This window comes from Psychroserpens sp. (assembly GCF_036960315.1).
Taxonomy (GTDB): domain Bacteria; phylum Bacteroidota; class Bacteroidia; order Flavobacteriales; family Flavobacteriaceae; genus Psychroserpens.
Genome location: NZ_JBALVR010000013.1, coordinates 82,539 through 90,157, shown reverse-complemented (window position 1 = coordinate 90,157; position 7,619 = coordinate 82,539). Strand labels below are relative to the sequence as shown.

The window sequence follows — 7,619 nt, the reverse complement described above, 5'->3', positions numbered from 1 at the left end:
ATTCTATTCTAACCAAACCTTTTTTAACCTTTTTTTATTTTATTTTTTTACCATGTTATAACTCTACTATAAATGAACTGTTTAGACAGAAACTTAAAGAAAGAAATTCCAAACTAAACCAAAACGTATAGTAAAGTCTCTATAAGGATGGTTAGGCGCAGAGAAGTATTCATATCCGGTGAATGAAGAATTAAGGTGCTCTGCCTTTAAGAATATCCTTGTTTGTCTAATCTTGGCATTAATAAAGAAGTCTAATCTAGGAAAGCCTCCTAACTTAGTTTGATTCTGCGAATAGAATTCTGCCAGCAATGGATCATAACCATCCATATAATAATCAGTGAAGTAATTAAATGTAATTCCTGTTTGAAGAAACAAGGCATTCTTTTTGAAAAAATAGTTTGAATAATAAATAGTATTTCGAACAATCACTTCTGGTAAATTAAGTGACATGCTTTCATCAGTAACCTTTTGATATAGGATTGAATTATCTAAAGCAAACTTACCAAACCTAATCTCTTTGTCAAGTTTTATTTTAAAGAGATTAATAGATTGCTGTAACTGTTTTGGTTTAATGGGATTTGAGTCCTGTTCCGAAGAAAAAAATGAATAATTGTCGATAGAGACATATTGGAATGATAAGTCCAATAATTTTTTTGAGTTTAACTCAAATTTAATATCGTAATTCTTTTGGTTTTTAAAGCTTTGGATATTATTCCAATTATAATTGATATAGTCACTTTGATAAAGTAGCAAGTTATAATTTGGTGAATTAGAATTAAAACCAATACTAGCATTAATATTGATATCATCTTTAATATCGTAATTAACTTCAGCTAAAAAAAAATTACTCTCAAAGTCACCGGAAACATTTAGACCCATCTGAGAACTTAAGCTGAAGCCTCCAAATTGATTATGGTAATGACCTCCTAGACTGACAATCCTGTCCTTTATTCTATTAGGAATTTGTTGACCACTTAATATGGTAACTTTATCATATCCATAGTTAATATCGTTGTAACCGACACCAAAACCAATATTTCCTATTATTGGTGCTTTAAAATCTAACAATAACTTCGTTTCAAAATTTTCCAGAGTAACTCTATCTCTAATATTACTTTGATTGAATGAGTCACCTAAAAAATCATCGTTACTCGTTTGGTCAAATTGAAAATACTTATCCTCAAAATTAATAATGTTTTTAATCGACAATGATTTATTGAGAGAATCTGTTTGAGGGATTAATTGATATTCATGGTTTAAATAGAATCTTTTACCAACTAAAGTATTCTCAGCATTATCAAAATTTGGATCAAAAACAGATCTATCAATAAAATCCTCATCACCAGAGGTAAAACTTTGCAAGTCTTCTGTTTTGAGTCCACCATTTTCCTGATTTAACAAATCTTGAGTTGCCATATGGGCTTTTGCTATATAACGTTCATTCTTTGTCTTAAAATTAGTCGTAAATCGTAAATTCCCAGTACTAGTTAGTGTATGTTGATAGTTCCCTAGGGATCGTAATCCCTTATAAGCAATTGAGAAATTAAATTGTTTTGAAGTATTTACTGTAAAGAAGGCATCAAGCAATTGACCTTGCTGAAAGGCCGTTTTATAAAACAACTCGGTAAAAGGTGTTGGAACTTCATAATAGTTAACATCTTCAACTTCAAAATAGTTAAAATGTCTTGCACGTGCTCCAAACAAAGGCAATAGATTAGACGTACTAAAATCTCTAGTCAATCTGTTGTATGTTTGTCCCAAATTAGCAAACTGCATTAGACCAAAATTATCTTTTCTTAGATAATTAAATTTATATTCTTTAGCAATGGTTAAAGACGTATCTACTAGAGTAATATTATTATTTACATCAATAATTTTATATTGTTCTATTTTGGCAACTTCATTATTTTTTCCACTTCTTTTACCAACAAATGTACTATCGTTACGATTTTGGAGTTTAGAATTTTTAGGATTTTTATCAAATCTTTTAATAGGCTCAAGCGTCTGAGCAGTTAATAAATTTGACAAGAGAAAGATGATACAAAAAGCACAAGATGATCTAAACATAGATTTAAACATTCAATTGGTGTGCAAATTAATAATTCTATGATAAGGAAATCATAAAATAAAATAAAAAAAAGCGACCATTAGGTCGCTTTTTTTTTAATCAATCAAATACACTAGTCTAAACTATCTAGTGTAAATCCAAAAGTAATACCATTTCCATCAAAAGCATTTGATGATAGCGGTACAATAAGGTCAGAAGATCCTGCACAAGTTTCTAAAGAAACTCCGTAAGAACCTGTTCCTGTAGTATTACCGTCTCCATATGCATCAAAATAAGTAATGGTATAATCACCATCATCTAAACATAGTGACTTTTGAAAAGTTTCTAAACCAGTAAATGTTCCAAAAGCAATTGCTCCAGTAGCATCTCTACTAGCATCAATGATATCGCCGTTACCATCACGCAAAATATAAGCAGCTTCTCCTGGCCAAGAATCGAAAATAAAGTTCAAACTCACATCGTTAAGTAAACATACAGATGCGTAGCTAATATTAATTGTAGGACGAGTATTTATAATATCGGCACCTGGGTCTAGCGTATAAACTAAATTTCGCGACGCCCCTTCAGGTATTTGTGAAAAGTCGACAGTAAGAGTAGCTGATCCTAAAAATTCTCCAGCAGGTATTACAATCGATGTGCTAACATTATACTCACTTGGATCTGCCGTCGTAGCATCTTGATCTAATACCATATTATAAGTTCTATCTGAACTTGATCTAGTTGTAGATTCTATAACGATGTCGGTCATAGGTACACAAGCTCCAACAGTTCCAGATGATCTATCAAAGGACAATGTCGTTTGACCATTATCTGCATCAAATGTCACAACATCCTCATCACAGCTTACAAAGACTCCCAAAAACAGAGCCATTGTAAAAATTTTAAATATATTTTTCATAATTAAATTTTTTGTTTATTAATAACCAGGATTTTGTTGTCCACCAATACCATTATTTGCATTAATCTCTATAATTGGAATAGCTAATGTAAATCTGAAATCAGTAGCAGCTAAAGTACAAGCTCCACTTTGTGTTGTACAGTCTGTAACATCTCTATTAACACCTCTGTTAGCAGCAGCTCCTAAACGTTTCAAATCTTTGTAACGGTGACCTTCATAACATAACTCTATTCTTCTTTCATCCAAGATCGCTGCATAAGCTTCTTGAGCTGAACTATATGAAGGTAAACCTTGTGCCGTACCTAAACGCGCATCTCTTATTTGCTTAATTAAAGTTGCAGCACCAGCTAAGTCATTATTAGTAGCCACTCTAGATTCTGCCAATATTAGTAACATTTCAGAAGATCTAAATACTTTTAAATCATTCATTAATGGCTTACCTTCTGAACCTGGATACTTTTGTATAATCAAGATATCAGAGTTTACTGGGTCTGGATCAGTCGCATAATTAGGATTGATAACTGATGTAGGAGCAACACTAACTGTATATCTTATATCTGAAGGACTCATTAAGTTAAATAAACCTCTATCCATTTCAAAATAAGAACCACCTGTTAATGTAGCATTAACGAATGCAAAATTAGCACCAGCCCAGCCACCTGCAGCTACAGAACCTGTAGCTCCTTGACCATCATAATTATCGGTAATAGTTCTTTCCAATTTAAAAATAACTTCCGTATTATCTGCATCTAAGAACATCAATTGATATTGCGCTTGATTCGCTAATGGATAAGCAGATAACAACTGACTAGATAATGACGCAGCAGTACCGTAATCCTTTCTTGTTAAGGCAGCTCTAGCTTTAATCGCGTTAATCCCATCTTTTGAAAGAAATGTTGCATCAGATTGAACTTGACTTAAACTTGAAGCCATAGTTAAATCAGAATTGATATAATCCCATAACTCTCCAGTAGTATTCCTTAAAGGCTGATAATCTAAAGGTGCTATAAAATCAACAACTGGCGCAGCTAAAGTAGCATCATCAGTTGGATCTGGACTAAAGTAAGTTAACAATTCTAAGTTAGCATAAGCTCTAATTGCATGAGCTTGCGCTAAGGTATCATCGTAAAGAGCTTGCTCTGTTGCATCTGCTGGTGTAATGTTTGCTGCAGCTGAAATTAGAATTGTTGCTCTATTGTTAAGTCTATAGTTTCTTACCCAGAAATCGCTTGCTGCAGTACTACCTGCATTCAATACAAAATCATACAATGCGAAACCCTGTCCACCACTGTCAAAACTTATTGACACTTCATCTGTAAAGTTAGCAGATAAAGCAATCTCGGGAGTTATATCCCAATCGTCATATACAGAAAGCAAACCTTGTTGTATATCTCCAACCGACTGAAAAGCATTTAATGCATCCAATCTACCTGGCTGTCTGATGTCTATTGCGTCGTTACAACCCATAACTATCGTTAGGAGTCCGACAAATAATATTTTACTAAATTTTTTCATGTGTTTTTTTTTTTTTAAAATCCTAATTCGAATCCTACAGAGATTGTTCTTGGAGTTGGGTAAGATCTTTGACCACCTCTTGATGATGGATCAAATCCTCTCCATTCTGTCCAAGTAAATAAGTTTTCACCATTCACGTATACTCGTGCATTAGAAAGACCTGTATTTTCAAGGAACTTAGCTGGCACATTGTAACCGAAACTTGCGAAACGTAATCTTAAGAAATCTCCGCTTTTTAAGAAACGATCATCTGCAAATGAGTTTCTGTTACTTGCAGAAGGTGAAGGAATATCAGTAATATCACCAGGTTGACTCCAAGCTCTTAAAATATCAGTAGATAAGTTAAATTGGCTAACAGAATCACCATCAATAGCATCAGAATAATCAAAATCATTAGCATCTACACCAACGATATAGTTAAACTGGGTTTGTAAGAAGAAGTTCTTGTAGTCTATATTAAATTTAAAACTACCATTCCATTCAGGAATAGCACTTTTTCCTAACCAAACACGATCAGTATCAGCATCGGGACTTTCAGTTACGTCACCATTAGCAGTTAAATATAATAAGTTACCATTCGCTGGATTAATACCAACATATCTAAGTGTAAAGATTTCGTTTAACATTCCACCATTACGTCCTAGACCGATGATTTCACCACTTTCACTTGGGATGTCTCTCAATTCTGTTTCGTTGTAGTTACCTACAATACCTACGTTCAATTTGAAACCGCCATCAGTTGATGGTCTGAAAACATCATAATCAACGATAAAATCTACACCTCTATTAAATAATTCACCTGTATTTGCATTCTGTTGAGTTACACCAGTTGTAGCAGATAAAGGCGTACTTTGGAAAAGTTCAGTAGTTTCTCTTTCGTACACATCAATTGAACCACGTAATCTACTATTCCAAACTCCAAAATCTATACCTATGTTAGATGACGTAATTGTTTCCCATTCAAGAGAACGATTACCTAATTGAGCTAAACCAATTGAGTTTGCGTTACCATAACCAGCACCTGTTGCAAAGAAATCTTCAGTTAAATCTGGACCAGTAAAGTATCCACCACCTGCGATGTTTTGGTTACCAGCAGTACCGTAAGACGCTCTTATTTTCAAGTTATCAATTGCTGATCCATCCATAAATGCTTCGTTAGAAATATTCCAACGTCCAGATACAGACCAGAAAGTTCCCCATCTGTTAGATCCAGCAAAACGATAAGAAGCATCTCTACGTACAGTAGCAGAAAAACCATACTTTGTATCGTAATCGTAATCTAAAGAACCGAAGTAAGAGAATAAACCTGCATTTAAAATATTAGCATTTGCTGTATCAGCAAATAAACCACCAGCAGGAGAAATAAATCCACTACCATCTCCAGGAGAGAATGTCTTAGGATCTAATCCTTCTTGTCTATAACCAAAACCTCTAAAGTGAGCTTTAAAGTACTCCGTATATAAACCTACATCTAATGTATGCTTATCAGCAAACGTTTTATTGAAAGCTAAAGATGTTACTTGGTTATAAGAAAATTGTCTAGTTGATTGTTGATCTTGGAAACCAGAAGTTGGATTCTCAGCTCCACCAAATAACAATGCGTTAAAAGATCTAGGATCTTCAGCACGAGTTAAAAACTCACTTTGGTAATCTCCAGATAATACAACTCCAGCTGTTAACCAGTCTGTAATATCGTAGTTAAAGTTTGCACTAGCAATAGATTTAACCTCTTCTTCAAAACGTGTATATGTTAATAATCTATCTAGTAAGAATAAAGGCGTATTTGTAAACGTTAAAGGTGATAATAAATCAGCTCCGTTTGTATAATCATCAGCAGTAACATAAGGTACAGATTGATAAGCCCCTAAAACATAGTTTCTGTTAATTGCACCAGAACCAATACTATTTGGCTCATTTGATTTAGAGTAGTTGATACTTAAGTTAATACCATATCTAAATTTATCGTTAGATGATTTTCCAGAAACGTTTGTTCTTAAGTTGAAACGTTGTAAATCTGAATCTTGCAAAACACCTTCTGTGTCTTGAAAACCTAAAGAAGTAAATTGAGATGTATTCTCACTACCACTAGATAAAGACAATGTATGACTTTTTGTAACACCTGTACGGAAAAAGAAATCTCTCCAATCAAAATTTGGAGCAGCTGCAATTTGTGCATCTGTTAAAGGTGTCCCGTTGCCTGGATTAAATGTACTCTGACTACTACCAGCACCAGCACCATTTCCTCTTTCTCTCTCGTAAGTTAGTAACTGTTGAGAGTTCATCATGTTATAGTCATTATCTTGAAGCGAACTATAGGCTACATAACCATTATAGTTGACCTTAAGTCCTTCACCAAAATTACCTTGGCGAGTTTTGATAACGATTACACCATTAGCACCTCTATTACCATAAATTGCTGTCGCACCTGCATCTTTCAATACATCGATAGACGCAATATCTTGTGGGTTAAGAGATCTAAAGTTGTCTTCGTCTACTGGAGCACCGTCAATAATAAACAATGGTTCAGTATTACCATTAATAGATGAAACACCACGAAGTTGTACTAGTGAGTTACCACCTGGCTGACCTGAACTTGTTGTAATATTCAAACCTGGTGCTTGACCAGTTAATGTTTGAACAAAACTTGCGTTAGGTCTGTTTTCAATAGTTTCTGCCGATACCCTTACGGTAGAGGCACTTGAAGTCGCTTTACTTTGATTTCTATAACCAACCACTACAACTTCATCTAAAACAGCGGCATCTTCTTCCATTATAACGTTGAGCGTAGAATTTCCTCCTACTAATCTTTCAACAGTTTTCATACTCACGAAAGAGTAAACCAATGTTTCATTTGCACTTGCCTTGATTGAGTAATTCCCATCAAAATCTGTTTGAACTCCACGAGCAGTTCCTTTTACAATTACATTGACACCAGGAAGTGGCAAGCCATCTCCTTTAGATGTAATTGTTCCTGTGACCGTTTTCTCTTGCGCGAAAGAGAGGTGCATCACAAACGCCATAAAAAGCGTCATTAACCATGTTAACTTTAATTTCATAAAACAATTATTTGAGTTAGTCTAGCGCAAACATCTTAATAATATATTAAATAAACAAGTATTTATGCTAAAAAAATGTTAA

Annotated in this window: 4 protein-coding genes; all 4 read right to left on the bottom strand. The window is 34.0% G+C overall.

The features are described from left to right. Positions 1–93: 93 nt before the first annotated feature. Positions 94–2,028 carry a putative porin gene (locus V7719_RS17300; protein WP_335731206.1) on the bottom strand — a complete coding sequence of 645 codons (1,935 nt, stop codon included), beginning with the start codon at positions 2,026–2,028 and terminating at the stop codon, positions 94–96. Between the two features lie 152 nt (positions 2,029–2,180). Continuing rightward, positions 2,181–2,966, bottom strand: coding sequence for a hypothetical protein (locus V7719_RS17295; protein ID WP_335731205.1), 786 nt, complete (start codon positions 2,964–2,966; stop codon positions 2,181–2,183). An 18-nt stretch (positions 2,967–2,984) separates the two neighbouring features. Beyond that, the gene (locus tag V7719_RS17290; protein WP_335731204.1) at positions 2,985–4,481 is read right to left on the bottom strand and encodes a RagB/SusD family nutrient uptake outer membrane protein; all 1,497 of its coding nucleotides are present in this window, start codon (positions 4,479–4,481) and stop codon (positions 2,985–2,987) included. Between the two features lie 14 nt (positions 4,482–4,495). Beyond that, positions 4,496–7,537: a SusC/RagA family TonB-linked outer membrane protein gene (locus tag V7719_RS17285; RefSeq protein ID WP_335731203.1), complete on the bottom strand. Its 3,042-nt coding sequence runs from the start codon at positions 7,535–7,537 to the stop codon at positions 4,496–4,498. Positions 7,538–7,619: the final 82 nt, after the last annotated feature.